The following is a 25,585-nucleotide window of genomic DNA, read 5'->3' as shown; positions in this document are numbered from 1 at the left end:
TTCATTAATCATTCGTTTACAAAAACGAGGTGCATCAACTTTCTTTAACAACTCACGAAAATCTCTGTCCCTGTGCTTATACCCTCTTCCTGTAATATGCAAGTGATAATGACACAGTTCATGTTTGATAATTCCGATTAACTCCTCCTTACCATACATTTCATAATATCGATAATTCAGTTCAACATTGTGACTCTTCAACAAATAACGCCCACCAGTTGTACGCAGCCTACTATTGAACGTTGCTTTATGTAAAAACGGCATTCCGAAGTATTGTAGCGATACTTCTTCCACTAGCCGTTGAATTTCTTCCTCGTCCATTCTCATTCCTCCTAAACAAAAAAATATTTTTACACTTTTCACGCTTCTTATACATATATTAAATAGTACATATACCCATCCTCATTCAAGACGCGTGGTTTCTAAAAACACAACATGAATAGAAATCCACTCACCAACCTCTCATCAATAGCACTTTAGATTTTTGAGAGTAGGATTAAACAAGGAGGGATTCCTATGCCTACGTGGCTAAAAAAACAGATGCAACGTGCATATTTCGAAAAAAACCGGTATCAAATTAAATTGCTAAATGAATGCTGGTTTTATTATAGCAAAATACATCAAAACTCATAATCCATTACACTTTTTATTCTATAAAAAAAGAGCAGTTTCATCTGCTCTCTTCTCTTACTATTCAATCGGCAACATAGATAGTGCAACGCGTCCTTTTTTTGTATCAATATCATCTACCCATACTTTTACAATTTGTCCTACTGATACAACATCTAACGGATGCTTTACAAACTGTTTACTAAGCTTAGAAATATGCACTAAACCATCTTGCTTTACGCCTACATCAACAAAAGCACCAAAATCAACAACGTTACGCACTGTTCCTTCTAGTTCCATACCACGTTTTAAATCTTCTAATTTCAAAATTCCTTTTTTCAGAAGTGGTTTAGGCAACTCATCCCTCATATCTCGTTCTGGGCTAATGAGCGCATCTATAATATCAACTAACGTCGGCTCCCCAACCCCCGTTTCTTGAGACAACTTAGAAATCTCTACTTCTTCCAATCTCTTTTGTAATTGCGGTTGTCCTACGTCATCTATCGATAACCCTAAACTCTTCAATAACAATTCAACATTTTTATATTGTTCGGGATGAATACCTGTTCGATCTAATGGATTCGCTCCTTCTAATATACGCAAGAAACCTATACATTGTTCGTACGTCTTTGCACCTAAACGTGGGATTTTCTTTAATTCCGTGCGCTTTGTGAATTTCCCACCCTCTTCTCTCTTTGCCACAATATTTTTCGCAACAGTTTTCGATAAACCTGAAACATATTGTAACAATGCAACCGAAGCCGTATTTACATTAACCCCAACTTGGTTAACAGCTGTCTCTACTACAAATGTTAATGACTCATTCAATCTCTTTTGAGATACATCATGTTGGTATTGTCCAACCCCAACTGATTTAGGATCAATTTTCACAAGTTCAGCCAGTGGATCTTGCAGACGTCTTCCAATAGAAACGGCACTTCTCTCTTCAACTTGTAAATTTGGGAATTCTTCACGAGCTAAATCAGAAGCTGAATATACACTAGCACCCGCTTCATTTACAATAATATAAAAGACTTCCTGTTTCACACTTTGTAATACATCTACTATAAATTCCTCTGTTTCTCTAGATGCTGTCCCATTACCAATTGCAATCATTTCAACTTGATATTTATCTATAATAGAAAGAACTTTCGTTTTTGCGTCATCATATTTACGAACAGGCGGATGCGGATAAATAACATCAATATGTAGTACTTTCCCCGTATCATCTACTACAGATAATTTACAACCAGTTCTATATGCCGGGTCTACCGCTAGCACGACTTTCCCTTTCATCGGAGGTTGTAATAATAAGTTACGTAAGTTCTCAGAGAAAATATGTATCGCTTGTTCTTCAGCTGTTTCTGTTAATTCTTTACGAATTTCTCTTTCGATTGAAGATTGAATTAATCGTTTATAACCATCTTCAATCGCTAATTGTACATAATGCGCACTTTTAGAATCGTTTTCACGAATTACTTTCTTATATAAGAAATTTAATATCTCATCTACTGGTGGGACAACAGAAACTCTCAATATATCTTCTTTCTCACCGCGATTCATTGCTAATACACGATGTGGTACTACTTTTTGCAATGGTTCTTCATAACTGTAATACATTTCATATATATTCTTTTCATCTTTTTCTTCACCTTTTACAGACGAAGACATAATACCTTTTCTAAAAGTAATATTTCGAATCCAACTACGATACGTAGCTTCATCTGAAATCATTTCTGCAATAATGTCTTGTGCGCCTTGTAAAGCTTCTTCTGCAGATTGCACTTCTTTCTCTGCATTAATAAATTCCACTGCCTTTTTAGCCGGATCTTCTTTCTTATATAACAACAACCATTCAGCTAACGGTTCTAACCCTTTTTCTTTTGCAATCGTTGCTTTCGTTCTTCTTTTCTCTTTATATGGACGATACAAATCTTCTACTTCCTGCAACTTTGTAGCTTTAACAATTTGCTGCCTTAGCTCTCCTGTCAGTTTTCCCTTCTCATCAATAAGACGAATAACTTCTTCCTTCCTATCTTCAAGTTGCATCATATATTGCCATCTCTCTAAAATCGCACGAATTTGCACCTCATCTAAAGAGCCTGTCCATTCTTTTCGGTAACGAGCAATAAATGGAACTGTGTTACCTTCTTCTGTTAATTGAATAACATGACGAACTTGCTTTTCGCTAAAGCCTAATTCTTTCACTAACATTTTCATTAACGCTTGTCGATTATCTACCATTTCCATATACAACCGTAACCTCCTCTATAATAAAAAAAAGTTGCCCTTCAAAGAGAGCAACTTAAACTGCCGATTTAAAAATCTATTAGTCCTAAACTAATTTGTAACGCTTCATCTACACGACTCATCATCACTTCATCTAAATGAGTGATTTTGTCCGTTAAGCGTTGCTTATCGATTGTTCGAATCTGCTCAAGTAAAATAACAGAATCTCTCTCAAAACCATACTTTTTCGCATCAATTTCCACATGAGTGGGTAATTTCGCTTTTTGAATCTGTGCAGTAATAGCCGCTACAATCACCGTTGGACTAAAACGATTTCCGATGTCATTTTGAATGACAAGAACCGGACGAACGCCTCCTTGCTCAGAACCAACAACTGGGGAAAGGTCTGCAAAATACACGTCGCCGCGTTTTACAATCAAAATATTACCCCCCGCTAACTAAGCGTTCTACTGTATGAGCTGCTTCATACTCCGCTAAGAAAGCTTCAGATGCAATACCAAGATTAATTTTTCCCATTTCAATATACCCACGTCGCATTGATTCATGTTGGTAGCGTTTCTTCGTCTTATGTTGACGCAATAACAATTGTGTTGCCTGGCAAATTAGTTCATGGCGATTCTTATTCTCTTGTTTTCCAATTCCGTCCAATTCCGTTACCATTTGCTTTGGCAACCGAACCACGATTTCAGTAGTTACACTTGATTCGGACACAAAAATACACCTCCACCGTCAACTACACACCCAAATATATATATGACACCTATTGTAATAATACCATTGTATGGAGCCTGTTGCAAAGACTTCCTTATTCCTTGCTTATGTTTTCCAATTCGTAAACAAAACATTCATCTTCTTAAATTTTTCATCTCATAACTAACTAAAAACAATAGAACTCCTCTTCAAAACTTACGTGTAACTTATATAAAAAATGATTATAAGTAAAAAGCTTCTCATCAAAAAGAGCTTATTATCCAGCAATGAACAGTCACTCCCATGACAAGAAGCAATCATACTACCTTCTATATATTGTTCAAGTAATTAATTATCTCTACAACCTTACCATTCCGTATAAATATTCTTGGCACACGGAAACTGATCGTTGCAATAATTTCATAATTAATAGTCCCTGAATATTCCGCAACCTCTGTAGCGCTAATATACTCATCTCCCTGCCTTCCAATAAGCGTAACTTTCGTACCAAGCGGCACTTCACAAGGAAGATGAATCATGAACTGATCCATTGTTACTCGCCCTACAATCGGTACCCTTTTACCATTTATAAGCACTTCAAATCCTTGTAATCTTCTAAGCCACCCATCTGCATAACCAATCGCTACAGTCGCGATCCATTCTTCAGTTTTCGTTCGATAAGTGACGTTATAACTAATTCCATCACCTTTAATCACCTGTTTAATATGAGCTACTTTCGTATGCAGTGATAGCGCCGGTTCTAATTCAAATGGTAAAAAAGGACGTATTTCTACAGAAGGAGATAATCCATACATTGCAATCCCAATTCGCACTGCATTAAATGTAATCCCTTGAAAACGTAACGTGGCAGCACTATTAGCTGTATGGACAAACTTAGGATCTACTCCGAATTCTTTCAACCAACTTAACTGCTCTAAGAACGTGTTATATTGCTTATCAAAATACGAAGTCTCAACCTCATCTGCCGTTGCAAAATGCGTGTATACTCCTTCTAACTCTAAAAACGGTGCACCTTCTAAACTCTTTAAAAATGCTTTCAGTTCTTTTCTTTCACGTATTCCAATTCTCCCCATACCACTATCAAAGTTAATATGGAATTTCATTACAGATAAACCATCCCAAAGTTTAATTGCTTCGTCCACCCATTCTTTTTGAAAAACAGTTAGCGCTACATCATTTTCAGCAGCTACATTTACATCACGCGGCGGCGAGGGACCTAACACTAAAATCGGCACAGTAATACCAGCCCTCCGAAGCACTAAAGCTTCATCTAAAAAAGCCACAGCTAACCTTGTTGCACCCGCTTCTAATGCCGTTTTAGCCACCGGTACATAATCGTGCCCATACGCATTTGCTTTAACTACAGCAAAAATCTCTACATCACTTGGGATGAACTCTTTAATATGTGTAACGTTGTTATAAATGGCATCTAAATCCACTTCCACCCAAGTGTCACGGTAAAATGGTGCTTCTTCCATAAATACACTTCCTTATACACGATATGCGAAGCTTATTCTTTTATATGCTTCTTTTATGAAATCCACCTTCAAACTAAGAAAAGACGTGGTGCACATATATCACCACGTCTAAGAAGTCTACTTCACCTGCTTCGCTGTAACTGAACGAGCAACCATTAGTAGCTCCTTCGGCTCTAAACCTTTAGACACGAGCATATATTCTACTCCGTTATGCGACCACGTTACGGAGTCTTTCGTCAATGCACCAATCGTAAACCCAAGATCAACTGGTTCTCCACTTACACTTACCGCTGATGAAGCCTCTGCAACTTTTGCCTTTTCTTGTATTAAAGTAAAGGATTTCTTATTTCCAGTGTATGTGAGTATCGCACGCTTGCCACTGTCTGTCTTCAACTCTTTTTCATCTTGCAGAGTCATACCTTGCGGTGTATCAAGTGGATACAAAATAGCAAACGGTTTGTCTTCTTTCGCTGTTGTTTGAACATCTACCTGCGCTCTAGACATATTTTGTTTCGTATCAAATGCACCTTTATCAAATTTCGCATCGAATTTCACCTTAGAGAAATCTACTTTTACAAGAACATTTTGATCATTATCCATTAACTTCACTGAAACTGGAGTCAAATCGCTCTTCTTCAGCGTAATCTCTTGTTTCGGCAACATATTTTGATGTTGATAGTTTGTTTTTGTTTTAAAAATATAATACTTATCTGTTTTCTCGAAAGTAAGGTTTTTCTTATCCTGCAAAATATCTCTTACAAGTGATTCATATAAATAAGCCTGGCTGCTATTTTGCGGCCAATCACTTTGAAAACGGAAGCTCTTATTAAGTGCTGGCGTTAATACAAATACACCTTCTTCATTTCTTAAAATGATTTGGCTCTGATCTTTTTTTGCATTCTTTAAATTCACACGATAAAAAGACGGTTCCTTATGCCAAATCTCTACATTATACTCCTGAGGCTCATTTCCTGTTTTAATAGATAATTTCGCTTCAGCTTGATAACTTTTCATCCCTTTTACTTTCGCTTCTAAATCTCTCACGACATCATCTTGTTTCTTTTCCACACAACCCGCCAACACAAAAACGGTCAACAAACCGACAAGAACTAAAAACAGACGCCTTTTCATCACTTCAGCCCCTTTGCCCCTATAAATGAATGGAAGATGTACCTTCCTTATCGCTACCTCAAATATATGAGACAAAGATATAAAATATGCAGACTAGCGTGACGAGCTTTCTAAAACAACTTGAGCAACAGCAAATTCCTTACTATGACTAATTGATAAATGAACAACATACTCTGTACTTGTAATCAGAATCGGCTTACCTCTTTCATCATTTTTCACTTCAATATCTAAAAAGCTCACTTCTTTCCCGATACCAGTACCTACAGCTTTTGAATACGCCTCTTTCGCTGCAAACCTTCCAGCTACAAACTCTGTAAGACGACTTCCTTTCAGCTCCATAGCAACATTACGTTCATTTTCTGTTAAAATACGTTCCATAAATTTAAGCTTTCCATCTAGCATTTTTTCAATACGATTTAATTCAATAATATCGATTCCAATCCCTATAATCATTTCAAAATCCCCTTCTTCTATTTAACTTTCTTCTTTCATATTGATAAGAATAACAGAGAATCTTTCTGATGCAAAAGGGGTGGTAGTAACCGTATGCTAATAAGATCTACTCAGATTTCTTTACAACCGACTATTCTCACCTTACTTTTTATTCACTTAGTCATGATGATATTAGGCGACTTTTTCCTCTTCCCACTGGCAGCCTCTAATGAATATATCGCTAAAGGAGAATGGTGGCGTGTCATAACTTCCCTTCTGGTACACGTAGACTTACAACATTTTCTTTCTAATAGTATTTTTTTGTTTGCACTTGGTTCTTCTATCGAAAAGCAACTCGGACACTTTTCTTTTTTTATTCTATTTTTTCTTTCTGGAATTTCTGGAAATATTTCTTCTTATATTATTATGCCTCCTGAATATATTCACGCAGGTGCATCAGGTGGTATTTTCGGACTATTAGGCGCACAATTATTTTTATTGTACAATCGATACCGCTCTTCAAAACCAAAAGAAATTGCCATTTTCTCAATTATGATACTTCTATTACTGCTATTTACTTTCTTTAATCCTTCCGCCAATCCGATCAGTCATTTAACAGGTTTAATAACCGGCGGCATTTTAACTCCTTTTTTAACAAAAAAAAACGATGGTGCAAAGCTTATTTAATATAAAAGCTTGCACCATCGATAATTTCTACATCTACCTGTTCGTTTAAATCCCTCATTAATTGAAATAAAGACTCATCCTTCATCTTCGCCTCAATCATACAATCAATTTGCGGAACACTTCCCTTTATCCTTCTTAAAAAAGATAAAAATGCGTCTACATTAATATAATCTGCATGAGCTCTTGGATCTTTTCCCTCTCTAGGGCTAGAGATATGCATTTTAACCGGTAACAAAGATGTTTCCCACGTATGAACAACACGTGGCCAATCTTCATACCAATCTTCTTGCTCATTATTCATCCTATGGTGATGCAAATCAAACACGACGGGAATATCTAATTTTTCTCCTAAATATAATGTTTCCTCTAACGTAAAAGTTGTATCATCATTTTCTAATATAATCATTTCTTGAATACCCCTTGGGACATTAGACCAATTCTCTATAAAACGCTCTAATGCAAGTTCTTTATCTTTATACCCTCCTCCAACATGTAGTACACATCGTTGCTTATGTTCAATCCCCATGCCTTTTAATAATTTTTTGTGCATCTGCAATGTCTTTACAGATTGTTTAAAAACACTCTCCTCAGGTGAATTTAGTACAACAAAATGATCTGGATGGAAATCAATTCGCATATTCATATGAATTGCATATTCACCTAATTCTTTCAATTTTTCTTTTAAAGGACGAATATAGTTCCACTCTAGCAATTCCTCATGATTCGCTAAAGGAATGAGCTTAGAACTAAGCCGAAAGAAAGATATGTCATGTCCCTTATTATGCTTTAATAAACGTAAACAATTTTCCAAATTGGAATTAGCAATTCTTTCAAGTTTACGAATTGCAGCATTACGATCATCTATTTTCTGAAACTGTGCGTACGTCATCGTTTGAGATGGGGATGCATTCTTCAAATGCACACTCATCGCAACGTAACCAAGCCTTACAAGCATATAACAGCCCCTTTTCTATCATAACTACTATGTAGTATGCACAATTACAGAAATAAAAAAAGAGAATGCCAACAAAGGGCATTCTCTTTTTTATTAAGCTTGTGGACGGCTATGATGTTTTCTTTCGCCGCGTCCATTTGAAGATCCTGGGCGACCTTGACCTTCACCTCTACGACCACGACTACCACCATCACGATTACGATCACGGTTTCCATCACGATTGCGATCACGGTTTCCGTCACGATTACGTCCATCACGGTTACGACCATCGCCACCGCCACGTCCGTCACGACTACGATTACGGTTTCCATCACGGTATCCGCCTCCGTTACCGCCACGTTTTTTAGAACCGCCACCTCTTGAAACAACTGGTGGTTCTGATGTTAAAGCAATCGGAGTTGTATCCGGCTCTTTAGTCATCATTTTTAAAGCAGCAGCTACTACTGTTACAGAGTCATTCTCTTCTAACATTTCTTCTGCAATACGCTTGTAGTATGATAAGTTCTCATTTTGGATTGTGCTTTGAAGTTTTTCAGCGATTAAACGTTGTTGACCTTCTAATGCCTCATCAAGTGTCGGTGCTTCCATACGATCAACTTTACGCTTTGTTGTACGCTCGATATTTTTTAATTGTCCTGATTCACGTGGTGTTACAAATAACATTGCAATACCTTTTTTACCTGCACGGCCAGTACGACCGATACGGTGAACGTATGATTCTGGATCTTGTGGGATATCGAAGTTGTATACGTGTGTTACGCCTGAAATATCAAGACCACGTGCAGCAACGTCTGTTGCAACAAGAACTTCAATAGCACCTTCTTTAAATTTACGTAATACAGACATACGTTTCGCCTGTGTTAAGTCACCATGAATACCTTCTGCTGCATAACCACGTAAGTTTAATGCTTCTGATAATTCATCAACACGACGCTTTGTACGACCGAATACGATCGCAAGCTCTGGAGATTGAATATCTAGTAAGCGTGTTAACACGTCAAACTTTTTCTTTTCTTGCACTTCTAAATAGAACTGCTGAATGTTTGGCATTGTTACTTCTTTTGCTTTTACTTTAATGTGTTGAGGCTCAGTCATGAAACGCTCAGCAATACGACGGATTGGATCTGGCATTGTCGCTGAGAATAATAATGTTTGATGTGTTTCTGGCACATCTGTTAAAATCGCTTCAATATCTTCAATGAAGCCCATGTTTAACATTTCATCCGCTTCATCAAGAACAACAGTCTCTACGTTTTGTAAGCGAAGTGTTTTACGGTTAATATGATCTAAAATACGACCCGGCGTACCAACAATAATGTGTGGGTGTTTTTTTAGAGCACGAATTTGGCGGTTAATATCTTGACCACCATAAATTGGTAGAATACGAACACGTTTATGTTTACCAATTTTGTATAGCTCTTCTCCAACTTGAATTGCTAATTCACGCGTTGGCGCGATAACAATACCTTGAACTGCTTCTTTATTTGTATCCACTTTATCTAATAGTGGTAATCCGAATGCTGCTGTTTTCCCTGTACCTGTTTGCGCTTGCCCAATAATATCCTTACCTTGCAATGCATGTGGAATTGTTTCAGCTTGAATCGGCGTAGCCTCTTCAAAGCCCATACTTTCAACCGATTGCAGTAAAGACTCACTTAATCCTAATTCTCGAAATGTTGTCAATGTTACTTCTCCTTTTCTATCCTATACTTATCATTTAAAAAAAGGCGTTTTCCGAATTTGCGGAAAAGCCCTTTTCCTGAATGCTCACGTATATAACCGGGCGTATATTCTTCACGAAAATACTTCTAAACGTTATTACACTTTATCAATTATAAGTTTTGTATGTGTAAAAAGCAAACCCAACTGTTACCTTATTTTATATTCAGGGCCTTTTTCTTTACTTTTATTTTTTTATCATTTACTGTAAGCGCTTATTATAAGTTTCTTCTATTTTCGTGACTATCATCCCTATTTATATACACCAATTATTTCAACATCGTAATTACTTCTTCTAATTTCATACCGCGAGATGCTTTTATTAATACAACATCTTTCGCATCGACTACTGCTTGTAAATCTCTTACTAACTCTTCTTTATTATCATACGCCTTTACACGTTCATTAGGGAAATTAATTTTTGCTCCTTCAGCAATTTGAGCTCCTAATCTACCGTATGTGAATACATGTGAGATTTTTGCTGGATCGATTAATTTACCTACCTCATAATGGAACTGCACTTCTTGATTTCCAAGTTCTAACATATCACCAAGCACAACGATTTTTTTAGTAAATCCATCTAAACCATTCATTAAATGGAATGCTGCCTCCATAGCCGTCGGACTTGCATTATAAGCATCGTTGATAATTGTTAATCCACTATCCGTTTTTACAATCTCCATACGCATGCCCGTCATTTGAAGTGTTACTAAACCTTGTTTCATTTCTTCCCACGTCACACCAAAATGTGTCGCAATTGCCATTGAAGCAAGTGTATTGTACACATTATGTTTTCCTAACACCGGTAGGTAGAATGAAATATTTTCATCTCTATTCATTTTAAAATGTGTCCCAGTTGCCTGTAATGTTACAGTTGTTGGATAGTAATCGTTGGCTCTTGCATCACCAAACGTAACTGTTTCCGCTGCTAAATTCATTTCAGGAACACGATTCGTTAATAACGGCTCATCTCCATTATATACGAACACGCCACCTTCTTGTAACCCTGTAACAATTTCTAATTTCGCTTCAGCAATGGCCTCACGAGATCCTAAATCCATTAAATGTGCTTCACCAATATTCGTAATGATAGCTGCATTAGGACGAGCTAACTTAGATAAAAATTCAATCTCTCCTCGGCTTGACATACCCATTTCTAATACAGCTACTTCTGTATTTTCTTCTAAGTTTAAAATAGTGAGAGGTAACCCAATATGGTTATTGAAATTTCCTTCTGTTTTTTGAACTTTGAACTTAGTCGCGAGAATACTTGTCACAATATCTTTCGTGGATGTTTTACCGTTACTACCTGTCACACCAACAACTTTAACATCCAATTGATCGCGATAGTTTTTCGCTAACATTTGCAGTGCAGATAGCGTATCTTCTACAAAAATAACCGGAAGATTCTCGGGTGGATTTGCTACATCTTTCATCCACAATGTAGCTACAGCTCCATTTTCAACTGCTTTATCTACAAAAGCATGTCCATCGAAACGCTCCCCTTGAATCGGAACATATAAGTTTCCTTTTTCAATTTTTCTCGTATCAATAGACACGCCTTGAATAATAGTTCCCTCATATTGCTCTGCTAATCCAGTACCATTTACCATCTGTTCTACTTGCTTTAACATTCGCTTTATCATATAGAAACGCTCCTTACATAGAGGAAGCACTATTCCTACGAATAGTGCTTCCTCCTTTTTTTGTTAGATTGTATATTTAATTTTTTGTTTTTCTTCGTGACGTTCAATCGCTAAACGAATTAACTCTTCGATTAACTCTGGATACGGTAACCCAGTATGTTGCCATAATAGAGGGAACATACTAAACGGTGTAAATCCTGGCATAGTGTTTACTTCGTTAATATACACTTCTCCGTCTTTCGTTAAGAAGAAATCAGCTCGCGTTAAGCCTGCACCATCTAATGATTGGAACGCAATAATTGCATCACGCTTAATCACATCAGATTCTTCTTCTGTCATTTCAGCTGGAATAATTAACGCCGTATCACCATCGATATATTTCGACTTATAATCATAGAAGTCCTTTTTCGGAACGATTTCACCTACAACTGAACATTTCGGCTCATCATTACCTAGTACCCCAACTTCTACTTCACGACCTACAATATTTTCTTCTACAATAATTTTGCGATCAAATTGGAATGCCTCTACAAATGCATTCTCAAGTTCTTCACGATTTTTACACTTATTAATACCAACACTTGAACCAAGGTTTGCTGGTTTTACGAAACAAGGATATCCTAACTTATCTTCTACTTTAGAATAAGCTTCCTGACGATCTTTTTCCCATGCACTGCGAATGAAAGACGCATATTTTGCTTGTTTTAAACCAGCCTCTGCAAAGATGTTTTTCATAACAACTTTATCCATACCAGCAGATGATGCTAGAACACCATTTCCTACATACGGAATATTCATCAATTCTAATAATCCTTGAACCGTTCCATCTTCACCGTTTGGTCCATGTAGTAATGGGAAAATAACATCAATAGCGTTTTCCTCAGAAGCTGCAGATGGAATAATCTCTGTACTTAATGATAACGGAGAAATCGCATTTTCTGCACCACTCATTTTTAAAGCTTCAACATCTGTTACTTCACCTTCAATACGCTCACCACGTACCCATTGACCTTGTTCTGTAATATAAATTGGATGAATCTCGAATTTATCTTGATTTAACGCTTTAATAGCAGCAAGAGCCGTCTGTAACGAAACTTGATGCTCAGCTGATTTTCCACCATATAATAAACCTAATTTAATTTTTGTCACTGAAATCACCCTAACCAATTGTTTTCATTTTTCTATTTTAGCACTTTTTATAAAAATAGGTAGTTCCTATTTGAAATAAAATGTAACTTCCACAAATAATTAAATGACACCACTTATTGGTTTTCTACACTTTTTCTATTCCACTACTATACAAAGGTGAATTTTAAAATGAAATGGTAATCCTATCTAGTTATGTACCTAAAATATGTAGAAATCCCCTTTTTTGTGTATGTCACCTATTTACTAAGAAGATTTCTTGGTTAGTGTATCTTTTTGCCTTTGCTCAACAAGGCGATCTAAAGAAATATATACAATACCTGCAACTACACATCCTACAGCTAAAATTGTAAATAGCAAGTGGCCAAGTAATCGATCTAATAAAAAACCTCCCAAAAGTGGACCAAATGCGCTTCCTGTAATCCACTGCAAACTTGCAGCGCCCATATAAGTCCCTCTCAAATGCTCAGGGGCCAAGTTTGCTACAAATGTCATCTGTACAGGCGACATAATCATCTCACCTAACGTATATATAGCATAAACGAACAGTAGTGTTATTAAAATAACTGTAGCATTTGTATTAAACTCTCCAAACCACTTCGGTAACCACCCTATAAAAAACAATCCAATCCCGAACAAACATGCACCATATAACATCGTCTTCCCGACTGGTTTATCCGTAGCCCATTTTGAAATTTGAAATTGGAATAAAACAACTAATAGTCCGTTTAACGCCATTAAATATGGATATGGATTATTCGCTCCAAAAATACGCTTCATTTCGTTATCAAAATGTAGTGGCAACATGCCTTCTGTTTGAGAAAACCCCATCGAAATGATAATACCTGCTAATAAGTAAATCATTAATGCCTTATCTCGCATGACAATTTTCCAAACTGCCCCAGATTCCTTTTCTTTATGTTCTTCCTTATCTGTCCTCTTTGGCATCGTCTCTTGAATAAGAAGCAATACAAGTAACGCATAAAATAGCATTGTAGAAGAGGCAATAATAAACACAAGATTCTTTGACAACACAACTACTGATGCTCCCATTATCGGACCAATCGCAGCACCTATATTGTGACCCATTCGTAATAAACCATATGCCTCTGTTCTTTTTTCTGGTGCCGTTACATCTGCGACCATAGCTGATGCAGCTGGATGAAATAAAGAATTACTCAATCCTAAAAAAATAGATAAAATTGCATATGGAATAAATCCTTCTATAAATAGAAAACCGAGCATTAATAATGCATTACTTGCCATAGAAAATATCATAATCGGCTTTCTTCCATATATGTCAGCAATTCTCCCTCCTATAAGTGAACCAAAGCTTGCAGCAATTGGAGAAAGCGCCATAATAACCCCAACTTCCAACAACGAATCTACCTTATCTTTTAAATATAATGCAAAAAAAGGCATTAACATCATCATTGCAATTCCATTTAACGTCTCTCCAATAAATCGAATCCATACGTTACGGTCCATCTCCCTTAACTCACGCCACGTATTTTTCATCATTTCACTCCTTTAGTTAGCCAACAATTATCTTATAATAAGTTCAGAAAAATGTAAATTTTCAAATAAAAAAATCCATTCTAACAGAATTAGAATGGATTTTTTTCGCTTATAAATTCGCAACATCTTCTTCTTTTTTACTATTATTTAAAGCACTATGTTTTCGGCTATATAAGAAGTAAACCGCTATACCAATAACCATCCATATCCCAAAACTAATCCATGCTGTCACCGATAATTGAAGCATTAAGTATAAACAGAAAATCACTGTTAACGCTGGTAAAAATGGTACAAGCGGAGCCTTAAATGCCCTTGGTAAGTCTGGATGGGTTCTTCTCATTACAATTACCGCAACAGCTACGAGTGCAAATGCTGACAATGTCCCCATGTTTACAAGATGTGCTAAAACATTTAAATCTATTAATCCTGAAATCAGTGCCGCAATAATTCCCGTTGTCCATGTATTTAAAAATGGCGTTTTAAATTTCGGATGAACTTTAGCAAGACGCTTCGGTAATAAACCATCTCGGCTCATCGCATAAGAAACACGAACTTGCCCATACATCATAACTAGCATTACTGTTGTAATCCCTGTAATTGCTCCTACTGAAATTACCCCCGCTAAGCCATCTTGTCCAATAAATTGCAGTGCAAAAGCAACTGGATCTGATATATTTAGCTGGCCGTATGGAACAATTCCTGTCAAAATAAGCGAAACAACGATATAAAGAACTGTACAAATTAATAACGATGCAATAATACCAATTGGTAAATCACGTTGCGGACGTTTCACTTCTTCTGCCGCTGTTGAAACTGCATCAAATCCTATAAATGCGAAGAATACTGTGGCCGCTCCAGCCATTACACCATCTAAACCAAATGGCATAAAAGGCGTCCAGTTTTCAGGTTTCACATAATTAAAACCAGCAAAAATAAAAATAAGAACAACTGCTATTTTAATAAATACCATAATGTTATTTACTCGTGCACTTTCACGAACACCTCTAGATAAAAGAACTGTCATCACTAAAATAATTAGAACTGCAGGTAGATCAATTATTCCACCCTTTCCTGTACCAGGAGCCGAGGAGAGAATAGTCGGAATGTGGATTCCAAACCCCTTTAATAAAGATTGAAAATATGCAGACCAACCATTTGCTACAGCAGATGTAGCAAGTAAATATTCAAGCATTAAGTCCCAGCCAATTAAAAATGCGAATACTTCCCCCATCGTCGCGTATGTATACGTATACACACTGCCCGAGACAGGAACTGAAGAAGCAAATTCAGCATAACAAAATGCAGCAAAGGCACAAGCTAGCGCGGCAATCGCAAATGATAATATAATAGCTGGCCCAGAATGTTTCGCTGCCACAACACCCGTTAGAACAAAAATACCAGTTCCAACAATTGCTCCGATTCCAAGCATAGTTAAATCTAGCGCGCCCAATGTTCTTGCTAACGTTTTTTGCTTACTTTCTTGCATTAACTTTGCAATTGGCTTCTTTTGAAAAATTTGCTTCATCTTTCACTCCTCCAAGTTTTAAATTTTCTGAAAATTTTTAATTCGCTTTTTTATTTTACTCATTACGCTTTTCCTAGTCAATACTTTTGTCGAAACAAGTAGAAATTCTTCTGAATATGCACTATCCTTATCATTCTTTCTATATATCTTTCGACAACTCTTTTTGGTATTATTATACATGTCGATTCCACAAAAAGGCATGCTCCCTTATTGAGAGCATACCTTTTTTTACTTATTTCACAGTATATGAACCTTGTTCAATCCAGCTATACATATACTTTTCATCTTCTGTTTCATGTGCTTGTTTTACAATACGAAGCGGACGGAATGTGTCTATCATAACAGCTAATTCAAGTGTCTCTTTCTTCCCTATACTTGCCTCTGTTTTCCCCGGATGCGGCCCATGGGGAATCCCGCTCGGATGAAGTGTAATAGAACCTTCTTCCACACCTTTGCGACTCATAAAGTTTCCTTCTACATAGTAAAGAACTTCATCACTATTAACATTACTATGATAATATGGTGCCGGAATTGACTCTGGATGATAATCGTATAAACGTGGTACGAAAGAGCAAATAACAAAATTATGCCCTTCAAATGTTTGATGTACTGGCGGTGGCTGATGAATGCGCCCTGTAATTGGTTCAAAATCCTCTACATTAAATACCCACGGATATAAATAGCCATCCCATCCAACAACATCTAACGGGTGGTGTCCTAAAACATGTTTATGCATATAGCCTCTTGATTTTGTCATTACGACAAACTCGCCTTTTTCATCATATGTCTCTAATTTTTCTGGACCACGAAGATCTCTTTCACAAAACGGACTATGCTCTAACAATTGTCCGTATTCATTTCGATAACGACGCGGCGTTGTAATTTGGCTATTCGCCTCTACAACGAGAAACTTAGTCTCTCCTTCATCTGGAATAACACGATAAATCGTTCCAATTGGGATCGTTACATAGTCGCCTTTTCTATAGTGAATCGTTCCAAACATTGTTTCAATTTTCCCTGTTCCATAATGAACAAATAACATTTCGTCGCCATCACCATTACGATAGAAATAATCCATTTTTTCTGTTGGGCTCACTACTCCAATTAACAAATCTTCATTTCCAAGTATGAAATTTCGTCCACTTATTGCATCACCACTTTTTTTATTTTCTTTCGTTCGGAAGTGGCGATGAGAAAGGGCAACATCCTCTTCATACTGCAACTGACAAGAATGCGATAATGCAGAATGACCTACTTCTGTTGGCATATAGTGATGATACAAAATAGACTGCGTACCAGAAAATCCTTTCGTTCCCATTACCTGTTCACGATAAAGCGATCCATCTTTTTTACGAAATTGTACATGTCGTTTATGAGGTAGTTCTCCCATGTGACGATAAAACATGCCCATCACCCGCTTCTTTTTCTTTTTTGATCGTATTACGTAGTGTACCTAAACCAGTAATCGAGAGCTCTACAACATCTTCATCTTGTAGCCACTCTTCTGTACCAAGTTCTAAAATACAGCCTGTTCCTACTGTCCCAGAACCAATCACATCTCCTGGATATAACGTCACGTCCTCTGAAGCACGTTCAATCATTTCAGCAAATGTATAGTAAATATCTTGGAAGTTTCCCTTTGATAATAGTTTCCCATTTACATGAGCAGTCATTTCTAAATCATATCGATCACCATTACGATAAACATCTAATTCCTCTTTCGTAACAAGATGTGCTCCTAACGAAGTTGCAAAGTCCTTTCCTTTCGCAGGACCGAGACCTACTTTCATTTCTGTTGCTTGTAAGTCTCTCGCACTCCAGTCGTTCATAATACAATAACCAAAAATATATTCCTCTGCTTGCTCACGAGAAATATTTCGCCCTTCTTTTCCTATTACGCAAGCAATCTCCAGCTCATAATCAAGCTTTTTAGACTTTTTCGGACCAATTACAAAATCACCGGAACCAATTACAGCACGATGATTAGTAAAATAAAAAACCGGAATATCATACCATTCAGGCACAACATCTAGTCCTCTTCGTCCACGAGCTGTTTTTACATGTTGTTCAAATGCGTAAAAATCTCGAATACTACTCGGATTAGGCAGAGCAGCTGTCAATTGTACTTCTTCTAAAGCATATATACCCTTATTTGGATTCTTAATATTCCGCACTACTTCTACATACTCATCAGCTTTCTCTAAAAAAGCCATCATAGAAGAAGGGATTTTCCCTTCACTAGCAAGATTCATATCTATTACTTTGTCACCTTCAAGCCATCCAGCCCGTATTTCTTTTGAAGGAAGACGAAATGTAACAAATTTCATCCTGATTCCTCCTTATAAAAATGAAATTTCCACCAGCAAAGGGACTTTTGCTGGTGGATACAAATCTTATAAGTTTCCGCGACGTTCTTGTTCTCTTTCAATTGATTCGAATAACGCTTTAAAGTTTCCTTCACCAAATCCACGAGAACCTTTACGTTGAATGATTTCAATAAATAAAGTCGGGCGATCTACAATTGGTTTCGTAAAGATTTGTAGTAAGTAACCTTCATCATCACGATCTACTAAGATCTTTAATTCTTTTAGCTTATCAATTTCTTCATCGATTTTTCCAACTCGTGCAGTTAACTCATCATAATAAGTATCAGGTGTATCTAAAAACTCCACCCCATTTGCACGAAGCGCTTCAACCGTTTTAACAATATCACTTGTTAATAAAGCAAGATGCTGTACACCAGCTCCATTATAGAATTCTAGATACTCTTGAATTTGTGACTTTCTCTTTCCGTCTGCTGGTTCGTTAATAGGAAACTTAATACGGCTTCCATTTGTCATAACTTTCGACATTAAAGCCGAATACTCTGTACTAATATCATCATCATCAAAATGAATCATTTGTTTAAAGCCCATGACATTCTCGTAATAACTAACCCACTCTTCCATTTTTTCAACATTACCAACTACATGATCGACAGCAATTAAGCCAGACTCTTCAAATGGAATATTAAACTCTACCTTTTCGAATCCTGGCATAAATGCCCCTTTATAATTTTTACGCTCTACAAGCGTATGAATTGTATCACCATACGTACCAATAACTGCTTTTTTCAATGTACCGTCCTCATCTGTTAATTCCTCTGGTGGAGCAATTGCGACGGCACCACGTTTCACTGCTTCTGAGTATGCTTTATCAACATCATCAACAAGTAGTGCCACATCCTTGACGCCATCACCATGAGTCTTTACAAACTCTGCAATACGATTTTCACTACTTAAAGCTCCAGACACAACAAAACGCATATTTTTTTGCACAAGAACATAAGATACCTTTTCACGGTTTCCAGTTTCTAATCCAGAGTAAGCCACAATTTTGAATCCGAATGCTCTCGCAAGATAATAACTCGATTGCTTTGCATTCCCTACGTAAAATTCCAAATGATCTACATCACGTACTGGAAAAAAGTCCTCCATTTGTGCAGCTAGCGTATCCATAGATTTTTGTTTCATAATATCTTCATCCCCCTGTAAATAGATTAAATGGTCCATACTTAAAACCAACCGAAAACGCTTCCAACATAAATAAATAGAAATTAGTTAGCAAGCTAACAAATTCTGACCTTTAAAATTTTCTATCTTTTCTGTCAAATTCCTCTTTTTTTCTTACATATAAAATTCGACTTTTTTCTCTTTGAAATAAAGTGAAACTTTAATCAGCCCTCACCAATCAGGCTTTTACTCAGTGGATTTTTGATTATTCGTTGAATCAAGTTGCAACCGCAGCGTCTAATTAGCCATGGATGCTAAATAATGAGGTAACTTTAATACTTGAAGGTATATAAGAAGAAAATAAAAAAGACTCCAACATATTAACTGCTTACTAATACGTTAGAGTCTTTATTTTTTTTGAATGGTTGTATTTACATATATCATACTAATACACTTGCAAGGAATAGAATAAATGATGTTAATATTACCGCTCCACCTAAGGATCCTAATAAATCCGTTTTTGTTACTTGAAACACTTGTTCACTGTTCATATCCCTCATTCTCCTTCCATTTTTGTTTGATTTAAAACTTCTATTATACTAATACGCTTGATAGAAATACGATTAATGCTGTTAATACTACTGCTCCACTTGCTGATCCTACGAAGTCACCTTTTGTTACTTGTAATACTTGCTCTTTCATATTTTTCATTCTCCCTTCTTTTTCTTTTGTTACAAAACTTCTATTATACTAATACGCTTGATAGAAATACGATTAATGCTGTTAATACTACTGCTCCACTTGCTGATCCTACGAAGTCACCTTTTGTTACTTGTAATACTTGCTCTTTCATATTTTTCATTCTCCCTTCTTTTTCTTTTGTTACAAAACTTCTATTATACTAATACGCTTGATAGAAATACGATTAATGCTGTTAATACTACTGCTCCACTTGCTGATCCTACGAAGTCACCTTTTGTTACTTGTAATACTTGCTCTTTCATATCATTTATCCTCCCTTTTTATAAGTTATCTATATGTAATTTCTAAGAAATGTTTATTTCATAGTTTTTATGTTAACGTTACATTAAATTTGATAACGTAACTTTTGTAACATTAATGTAACATAACTATTGTTACGTTGCAATATAATAACGTGAAATTTATTACACTTTTTTTACGTTTTTTTATAACAATCCCCAAAAACCCTTATTTAATGCACTTTTCACTAAGCTCACACTTGTAACATTCGTGTAATATTAAAGTCATAAAGTGAAATATAGTCATCCTTCTCTCTATTTTTGTTACAAACAGTTTATTTAGTGACACTAAACCTATCTAATCTTTACTTACTTTTAATATGAGATAAAATACCGTCTTTCCAAGATAAGTTTATATGTTTCCTCTATATAACTATGTATAATAAAAACAAAGAGGTGGTCATTTTGAAATTAATCGCATTAGATATGGATGGTACACTACTATCATCTAATCTTGAAATCTCCAAAGAAAACCTACAAGCAATCCAAACTGCACAAGAAGCTGGTCATATTGTAATGATTTGTTCTGGTCGTGCGAAAGAGGATGCTTTAAAGCTATTGGAAGAATATAAATTATCTCTTCCAGTCGGAGCAAGCAATGGGGCTATTGTTTATGTGGATGGAAAAGTAATTAACTCTCGTTGTATACAAAACGACAAAGTGTACAAACTTGCAAAATTACTAGAATCTGAAGGTTTCCCATATAAGCTATATACGAATAAAGGAGTTTATTCTCCATATACATGGCAAGATCAAGTGATGCAAGCGTTCGAAGAAAATAAGCATGCGCTCGATGTTACATTAGAGGAACTTGAACGAATTACAGAAAAGCAAAAGAAATCGAACCTAATTACTGATTTCAAAAAAATAGAAGATGTTGTAAATAACCAAGAACTAGAAATATCTAAATTCTTCATTTCAACATTTAATGCAGCGCATCGTGCACAGCTATTAAGCGTGTTACAAGAAGACGCTGATATTATGGTTACAGCATCAGCTCCTACTAACTTAGAAATTATGGATAAGAATGGACATAAAGGAAACGGGCTACAGCAGATGGCAGCTCATTTTAATATCCCTATTGAAGATACAGTTGCTATTGGTGATAATTTTAATGATGTACCAATGCTAGAAGTAGCAGGTTTATCTGTTGCAATGGGCAACGCTGAAGAAGATATAAAAAAACTATGTGATGTTGTAACATTAACAAACAATGAACATGGTGTTTCTCATGCAATCGAGCAATTTGTATTGAAACAAACTTCATCTAGTAAATAAAAAAAGGACTCTTTCAAATTGAAAGAGTCCTTTTTTTATACATGATGACAAGAAACAAAATGATCATCACCAACATTACGAAATTCTGGTATTGTTTTTTTACAAACATCTGTTGCAAACGGGCAACGTGTATGAAAACGACAACCCGAAGGTGGATTTGCTGGACTTGGAATATCCCCTTCTAGTATAATTCTCTCTCGCTTCACTGTTGGATCTGGTATTGGAACAGCTGATAACAATGCTTTTGTATACGGATGTAGCGGATTGGTAAATAACTCATCACGCGGCGCCGTCTCCACAATTGTACCTAAATACATAATTCCGATTTTCGTACATAAATGTTCTACTACACTCAAATCATGTGAAATGAATAAATAAGATAATCCCTTTTTCTCCTGTAACTCACTAAATAAATTAATAATTTGTGCTTGGATAGATACATCTAGTGCCGCCACAGGTTCATCAGCTACAATGAATTCTGGATTTAATACCATAGCCCTTGCTATTACGATACGCTGACGTTGTCCACCAGAAAACTCATGGGGATACCGGTCAATATGATAAGGAGCTAAGCCACATAACTCCAATACTTCAATTACCTTTTCACGAACATTTTCTTTCGTCGCTAATCCGTGGGCCAACATCGGCTCTCCAAGCGCTTCACCAATTCTCATTCTCGGATTTAATGAGCTAAATGGATCTTGGAAAACGAGCTGCATATTAGGGCGATGTTTTCTCAATTCATCCTTGGATAAAGAATGAACATCTTTCCCTTTAAACTTCACTTCCCCCTCCGTTTTTTGAACGAGACGTAAAATTGTTTTTCCTATCGTTGTTTTTCCGCTCCCTGATTCGCCAACGAGACCAAACACTTCACCTTTATTAATAGTAAAACTTACTCCATCAACTGCTTTTACATGCCCGATCGTTCTACTAAATATGCCACCTTTAATTGGAAAATATGTCTTTAGGTTTTTCACCTCTAATAATGGTTCACTCATTGTTCCGCACGCTCCTCATATAACCAGCAAGCTACTTTATGATTTTCATCATTTCCATTTAGATTTGGGGCTTCTTTTTCACATATTTCCATACAATGCTCACAACGCCCACTAAAGTAGCAAAACTCACCTAAACCAACTAAATTCGGAACTTGCCCTGGAATAGAATATAGTTTATCTATTCGTTTTCCCATTACTGGTTTTGATTTCAACAATCCTTTCGTATAAGGGTGTTTTGGATTTTGGAATATCTCTAGTACTGGAGCTTCTTCAATAACTTTCCCGCCATACATAACGACAACGTAATCAGCCATTTCTGCTACGACACCTAAATCATGTGTAATTAATAAGATCGACGTTTTAAATTCTTCTTTCACTTGTCTTAGTAAATCCAATATTTGAGCTTGAATCGTAACATCAAGAGCTGTTGTTGGTTCATCTGCAATTAATAACTTAGGATTACAACTAAGCGCAACAGCAATCATAATACGTTGTAACATCCCGCCGCTCAGTTCATGCGGATAAAAATGAACAATTTCATTAGCACGGGCTATGCCAACTTTACGAATTAACTCAATTGCTTTCTTATACGCTTCATTTTTACTAAGTAATTCATGCTCCCTTAGCGTTTCTACAATTTGCTCACCTACAGTGAAGACGGGATTTAGCGATGTCATCGGTTCTTGGAAAATCATCGCAATATCATTGCCTCGTAAACTACGAAGTTCTTTCTCTTTCATTCCTAAAAGACTTTTTCCTTCATATAAAATGTCTCCACCTACTACACTGCCAGATTCAGCAATAAGCCCCATAATAGATAAAGCCGTTACACTCTTCCCGCAACCTGATTCTCCTACTACACAAACCGTTTCACCTTCTCGAACAGCAAAGCTAACATGGTTTACAGCCTTCACTGTCCCTTCCTCCGTTTGAAAGTGTGTTTGTAAGTCTTTTAGCTCTACTACCGCTCTACTCATACCTTCTCACCTACCGTCTCATCTTTGGATCTAACGCATCACGAAGTGCATCACCAAGTAAATTAATTGATACAACTGTTATAAAGATTGCAAAACCAGGCGGAATCCATAACCACGGACGCTTTTGGAAATCAATTAATGAGTTAGCTGCGCTAATCATGTTCCCCCATGATGGTGTAGGTGGGACGACGCCGAGACCTAAGTAGCTTAGCGCGGACTCACTTAAAATAGATCCAGCCACACCCAAAGTTGCTACAACAATAAGTAACGGAAAAACGTTAGGAATTAGATGATGAATGATTTTTCGAGAATCTTTTAATCCTAATACATCTGCCGCTTGCATAAAGGCTTGCTCCCGCAATGTTAAAATTTGTCCCCTCACAAGACGCGCAAGTCCTGGCCATCCTACTAAACTTAAAATAATCATTACAACATATAAACGGTACTCCGATGGTAATTTCCATTCTGATAAAATTGCTCCCATTATAATAAGTAGTGGTAATCCTGGAATGGACATTAACACATCTGCAACACGCATAATTAAATGATCTACAACTCCTCGATAAAAACCAGCAATTGCTCCTAATAGAGCTCCTAGTATAACGGATAGTAGCATCGACGCTAAACCGATTGTTAATGAAATACGCCCTGCTTGCATAAGTCTAGTTAAAATATCCCGTCCCAACTGGTCTGTCCCAAGCCAATGTGACAGGCTGGGTGGTTTATTAATTTGTGTTACTTGTACTTTCCCATCAGCATACGGTGAAAAGATTGGACCGATAAAACTAAATAAAAACATAAATATTAAAACGTATAAGCCACACAGTGCCATCTTATTTTTCTTGATTTTTTTATACGCTTGGCGCCATGGTGATGATTCATTTCTCTTTTTCCGTTCTTTCTTTTTCTCTATTATAGGTGTAATAGTCTCCATATCTTTCCCCCCTTACTTCAATCGAATTCTTGGATCAACAAACGCATAGACAATATCAGCTAAGAAATTAGCCATAATTGTTAAACAAGAAAGAAACATTGTAAAGGCCATTAATACCGTATAATCACGAAAGTTTAATGCTTCTAATTGAATACTCCCAATCCCTGGCCAATTAAAAATCTGTTCAATAATAATGGCTCCTGAAAATAAACCCGGTAATTCAAAAGCGAGTAATGTAATTGCTGGCAAAATTGCATTTTTCAATGCATGTTTATAAATAACGGTTCTTTCTTTTAAACCTTTTGCACGAGCAGTACGAATATAATCTTGCCTAATAACATCCAACATGCCCGTTCTAAAATAGCGTGTTAACGATCCTACACCAAGAAGCGTTAAAATAAATACAGGTAGAATCATATGACGTAATACTTCTAATATGTATGCTATCCCTGTTGAGTTACTCCCAATATCAATCATGCCACCAATAGGTAATAACTTTAAATCAACTGCTAATAATTTAATTAAAAATAGTCCGATAAAGAATGATGGAAATGACATTGCTGCAAAGACACCGATTGTTACCAATCTATCAAACCAAGAATGCTGCTTTGTTGCAGAAATAACCCCAATAATAAGAGCAATAATCCAAGTGAAAAATAAAGCTGCAGCAGCAACAATAAATGTATTCCAAATGAATTTATTAAGTAATGAAGTTACCGGTTCTTGGTACTGTAAAGAAAATCCAAAATCACCATGCAAAGCATTCACTAGCCAATGAAAATACCTTTCAATAATCGGTTTATTTAAACCGTACAACTCTCTTAATTCTTGAGCTCTCTCTGGTGTTAATTTTGGATTTGAATCGATATAATCACCTGGTAAGAGTGCAAATAAGAAAAAGATAATAATAGACGTACCAAACAATGTAGGAATCATTTGTAGAAACCTACGAATGATATATGTTTTCACCTTTTGTCTCCCCAATCCTATTTACTTAAAAATAGAAGAACATTTTTTCAAAACAGCTACCATTCCCTTGCTGTGTGAAAAAACGTCT

General features: G+C 36.4%; 27 protein-coding genes (1 of these 27 cut by a window edge). 3 read left to right on the top strand and 24 right to left on the bottom strand.

Annotated features, from left to right (window positions below; translation table 11 throughout):
- On the bottom strand, positions 1 to 321 hold the 5' portion of the coding sequence (locus ACW0JX_RS01370) for a SprT family protein (RefSeq protein ID WP_016083957.1). The gene continues 138 nt to the left of window position 1, outside the view; only the first 321 of its 459 coding nucleotides appear in the window; its start codon is at positions 319 to 321; its stop codon lies off the left edge, out of view.
- A 195-nt stretch (positions 322 to 516) separates the two neighbouring features.
- Between ACW0JX_RS01370 and cmpA the strand changes: the two genes are divergently transcribed.
- Positions 517 to 633 (top strand): cortex morphogenetic protein CmpA, encoded by a 117-nt coding sequence (gene cmpA, locus ACW0JX_RS01365; protein WP_001143640.1) that lies wholly within the window; start codon positions 517 to 519, stop codon positions 631 to 633.
- Between the two features lie 57 nt (positions 634 to 690).
- Here cmpA and ACW0JX_RS01360 read toward each other — a convergent pair whose 3' ends face one another.
- The 6 genes from ACW0JX_RS01360 to acpS all read right to left on the bottom strand — a co-directional run bounded on the left by ACW0JX_RS01360 (position 691) and on the right by acpS (position 6,632).
- A complete protein-coding gene (locus ACW0JX_RS01360) occupies positions 691 to 2,859 on the bottom strand; it encodes a Tex family protein (protein WP_459245273.1) in 2,169 nt (722 codons plus the stop codon).
- A 68-nt stretch (positions 2,860 to 2,927) separates the two neighbouring features.
- Positions 2,928 to 3,278, bottom strand: coding sequence for a type II toxin-antitoxin system endoribonuclease NdoA (gene ndoA, locus ACW0JX_RS01355; RefSeq protein ID WP_000635965.1), 351 nt, complete (start codon positions 3,276 to 3,278; stop codon positions 2,928 to 2,930).
- Between the two features lie 4 nt (positions 3,279 to 3,282).
- Positions 3,283 to 3,570, bottom strand: a complete 288-nt coding sequence (locus tag ACW0JX_RS01350; protein WP_000004570.1) for an antitoxin EndoAI — start codon at positions 3,568 to 3,570, stop codon at positions 3,283 to 3,285.
- A 308-nt stretch (positions 3,571 to 3,878) separates the two neighbouring features.
- Entirely contained in the window at positions 3,879 to 5,048 is a 1,170-nt protein-coding gene (alr, locus tag ACW0JX_RS01345) for an alanine racemase (protein WP_459245272.1), read from the bottom strand.
- 117 nt (positions 5,049 to 5,165) lie between these two features.
- Positions 5,166 to 6,116, bottom strand: a complete 951-nt coding sequence (locus tag ACW0JX_RS01340; RefSeq protein WP_002094231.1) for a LolA family protein — start codon at positions 6,114 to 6,116, stop codon at positions 5,166 to 5,168.
- 156 nt (positions 6,117 to 6,272) lie between these two features.
- Entirely contained in the window at positions 6,273 to 6,632 is a 360-nt protein-coding gene (gene acpS, locus ACW0JX_RS01335) for a holo-ACP synthase (protein ID WP_000583418.1), read from the bottom strand.
- Between the two features lie 93 nt (positions 6,633 to 6,725).
- On the opposite strand from acpS, the gene ACW0JX_RS01330 reads away from it, so the two are divergent.
- On the top strand, positions 6,726 to 7,298 hold the full coding sequence (locus ACW0JX_RS01330; protein WP_000908525.1) for a rhomboid family intramembrane serine protease: 573 nt from the start codon (positions 6,726 to 6,728) through the stop codon (positions 7,296 to 7,298).
- On the opposite strand, the gene uvsE is transcribed toward ACW0JX_RS01330, so the two are convergent.
- The 13 genes from uvsE to ACW0JX_RS01265 all read right to left on the bottom strand — a co-directional run bounded on the left by uvsE (position 7,291) and on the right by ACW0JX_RS01265 (position 20,302).
- Complete coding sequence (gene uvsE / locus ACW0JX_RS01325; RefSeq protein WP_459245271.1) at positions 7,291 to 8,253, bottom strand: UV DNA damage repair endonuclease UvsE; 963 nt, start codon at positions 8,251 to 8,253, stop codon at positions 7,291 to 7,293. The genes ACW0JX_RS01330 and uvsE overlap by 8 nt on opposite strands.
- A gap of 93 nt (positions 8,254 to 8,346) precedes the next feature.
- On the bottom strand, positions 8,347 to 9,936 hold the full coding sequence (locus ACW0JX_RS01320; RefSeq protein WP_000206602.1) for a DEAD/DEAH box helicase: 1,590 nt from the start codon (positions 9,934 to 9,936) through the stop codon (positions 8,347 to 8,349).
- A gap of 305 nt (positions 9,937 to 10,241) precedes the next feature.
- A complete protein-coding gene (gene murF / locus ACW0JX_RS01315) occupies positions 10,242 to 11,618 on the bottom strand; it encodes a UDP-N-acetylmuramoyl-tripeptide--D-alanyl-D-alanine ligase (protein ID WP_000595969.1) in 1,377 nt (458 codons plus the stop codon).
- Positions 11,619 to 11,681: 63 nt separating this feature from the next.
- Positions 11,682 to 12,767 (bottom strand): D-alanine--D-alanine ligase, encoded by a 1,086-nt coding sequence (locus tag ACW0JX_RS01310; RefSeq protein WP_071731892.1) that lies wholly within the window; start codon positions 12,765 to 12,767, stop codon positions 11,682 to 11,684.
- A 243-nt stretch (positions 12,768 to 13,010) separates the two neighbouring features.
- Positions 13,011 to 14,282 carry an MDR family MFS transporter gene (locus tag ACW0JX_RS01305; RefSeq protein ID WP_089170294.1) on the bottom strand — a complete coding sequence of 424 codons (1,272 nt, stop codon included), beginning with the start codon at positions 14,280 to 14,282 and terminating at the stop codon, positions 13,011 to 13,013.
- Between the two features lie 109 nt (positions 14,283 to 14,391).
- Positions 14,392 to 15,807, bottom strand: a complete 1,416-nt coding sequence (locus ACW0JX_RS01300) for an amino acid permease (RefSeq protein ID WP_459245270.1) — start codon at positions 15,805 to 15,807, stop codon at positions 14,392 to 14,394.
- Positions 15,808 to 16,039: 232 nt separating this feature from the next.
- Entirely contained in the window at positions 16,040 to 17,212 is a 1,173-nt protein-coding gene (locus ACW0JX_RS01295; protein ID WP_014481934.1) for a homogentisate 1,2-dioxygenase, read from the bottom strand.
- Complete coding sequence (locus ACW0JX_RS01290; RefSeq protein ID WP_459245269.1) at positions 17,178 to 18,134, bottom strand: fumarylacetoacetate hydrolase family protein; 957 nt, start codon at positions 18,132 to 18,134, stop codon at positions 17,178 to 17,180. Before ACW0JX_RS01290 ends, ACW0JX_RS01295 begins: the two co-directional genes overlap by 35 nt.
- A 66-nt stretch (positions 18,135 to 18,200) precedes the next feature.
- Positions 18,201 to 19,319, bottom strand: a complete 1,119-nt coding sequence (hppD, locus tag ACW0JX_RS01285) for a 4-hydroxyphenylpyruvate dioxygenase (protein WP_053565411.1) — start codon at positions 19,317 to 19,319, stop codon at positions 18,201 to 18,203.
- A 419-nt stretch (positions 19,320 to 19,738) separates the two neighbouring features.
- Entirely contained in the window at positions 19,739 to 19,849 is a 111-nt protein-coding gene (locus ACW0JX_RS01280; protein ID WP_001083691.1) for a DUF3948 family protein, read from the bottom strand.
- A 43-nt stretch (positions 19,850 to 19,892) separates the two neighbouring features.
- Positions 19,893 to 20,009, bottom strand: coding sequence for a DUF3948 family protein (locus ACW0JX_RS01275; protein WP_001984868.1), 117 nt, complete (start codon positions 20,007 to 20,009; stop codon positions 19,893 to 19,895).
- Between the two features lie 34 nt (positions 20,010 to 20,043).
- Positions 20,044 to 20,160 carry a DUF3948 family protein gene (locus tag ACW0JX_RS01270; RefSeq protein ID WP_001984868.1) on the bottom strand — a complete coding sequence of 39 codons (117 nt, stop codon included), beginning with the start codon at positions 20,158 to 20,160 and terminating at the stop codon, positions 20,044 to 20,046.
- 34 nt (positions 20,161 to 20,194) lie between these two features.
- The gene (locus ACW0JX_RS01265; RefSeq protein WP_000664237.1) at positions 20,195 to 20,302 is read right to left on the bottom strand and encodes a DUF3948 family protein; all 108 of its coding nucleotides are present in this window, start codon (positions 20,300 to 20,302) and stop codon (positions 20,195 to 20,197) included.
- A gap of 441 nt (positions 20,303 to 20,743) precedes the next feature.
- Between ACW0JX_RS01265 and ACW0JX_RS01260 the strand changes: the two genes are divergently transcribed.
- Entirely contained in the window at positions 20,744 to 21,616 is an 873-nt protein-coding gene (locus tag ACW0JX_RS01260; protein ID WP_053565412.1) for a Cof-type HAD-IIB family hydrolase, read from the top strand.
- 35 nt (positions 21,617 to 21,651) lie between these two features.
- On the opposite strand, the gene ACW0JX_RS01255 is transcribed toward ACW0JX_RS01260, so the two are convergent.
- From ACW0JX_RS01255 to ACW0JX_RS01240, 4 genes are read right to left on the bottom strand one after another with little or no spacing between them, the layout of a single operon-like run.
- On the bottom strand, positions 21,652 to 22,617 hold the full coding sequence (locus ACW0JX_RS01255; protein ID WP_001294500.1) for an ABC transporter ATP-binding protein: 966 nt from the start codon (positions 22,615 to 22,617) through the stop codon (positions 21,652 to 21,654).
- Entirely contained in the window at positions 22,614 to 23,594 is a 981-nt protein-coding gene (locus ACW0JX_RS01250) for an ABC transporter ATP-binding protein (RefSeq protein WP_459245268.1), read from the bottom strand. Before ACW0JX_RS01250 ends, ACW0JX_RS01255 begins: the two co-directional genes overlap by 4 nt.
- A 10-nt stretch (positions 23,595 to 23,604) precedes the next feature.
- On the bottom strand, positions 23,605 to 24,528 hold the full coding sequence (gene opp4C, locus ACW0JX_RS01245; protein ID WP_000447957.1) for an oligopeptide ABC transporter permease: 924 nt from the start codon (positions 24,526 to 24,528) through the stop codon (positions 23,605 to 23,607).
- A gap of 12 nt (positions 24,529 to 24,540) precedes the next feature.
- Positions 24,541 to 25,497 carry an ABC transporter permease gene (locus tag ACW0JX_RS01240; RefSeq protein ID WP_000860687.1) on the bottom strand — a complete coding sequence of 319 codons (957 nt, stop codon included), beginning with the start codon at positions 25,495 to 25,497 and terminating at the stop codon, positions 24,541 to 24,543.
- Positions 25,498 to 25,585 lie beyond the last annotated feature (88 nt).

This window comes from Bacillus sp. C-3-6 (assembly GCF_054509685.1).
This window is presented reverse-complemented; position numbering and strand designations above follow the sequence as displayed.